Annotated in this window: 1 protein-coding gene; it reads right to left on the minus strand. The window is 57.6% G+C overall.

Going from position 1 to position 321, the window contains the following annotated elements; genetic code table 11:
- A partial coding sequence (locus B347_RS0104600; RefSeq protein ID WP_019408536.1) for a contractile injection system protein, VgrG/Pvc8 family occupies positions 1–321 on the minus strand: 321 nt, incomplete at both ends.

A 321-nucleotide genomic window follows, 5' to 3' on the forward strand; every position in this document is an offset into this window, starting at 1 on the left:
CTGATTGCCGGTTCTTCAGGCACCAGGCCGCTGCCGCTGTGCCAAGGCACGGGGTGTTCGAGTTTGGCGAAGGCGCTTTGGCCATCACCAAACACCAGGTGATGGCCTTGAGCGCTGTGGCGAAAGTGGTAGTGGATGCCTTCTTCTTCGCACAGGCGCTGGATAAAGTGCAGGTCGGTTTCGTGATACTGCACGCAGTAATCGCGGGCCTGATAGGTCGTGTCGAGCTTGAAGGTGACGGCATTGTTGAAGATGCCGTGCTCTTCAAGGAGCTGGGCAATGATCTGCTCGACCGTGAGTTGCTGGAAAACCCGCTGGTTG

The sequence above is a fragment of the Pseudomonas psychrophila HA-4 genome, from assembly GCF_000282975.1.
In the GTDB taxonomy this organism is placed as follows: Bacteria; Pseudomonadota; Gammaproteobacteria; order Pseudomonadales; family Pseudomonadaceae; genus Aquipseudomonas; species Aquipseudomonas psychrophila_A.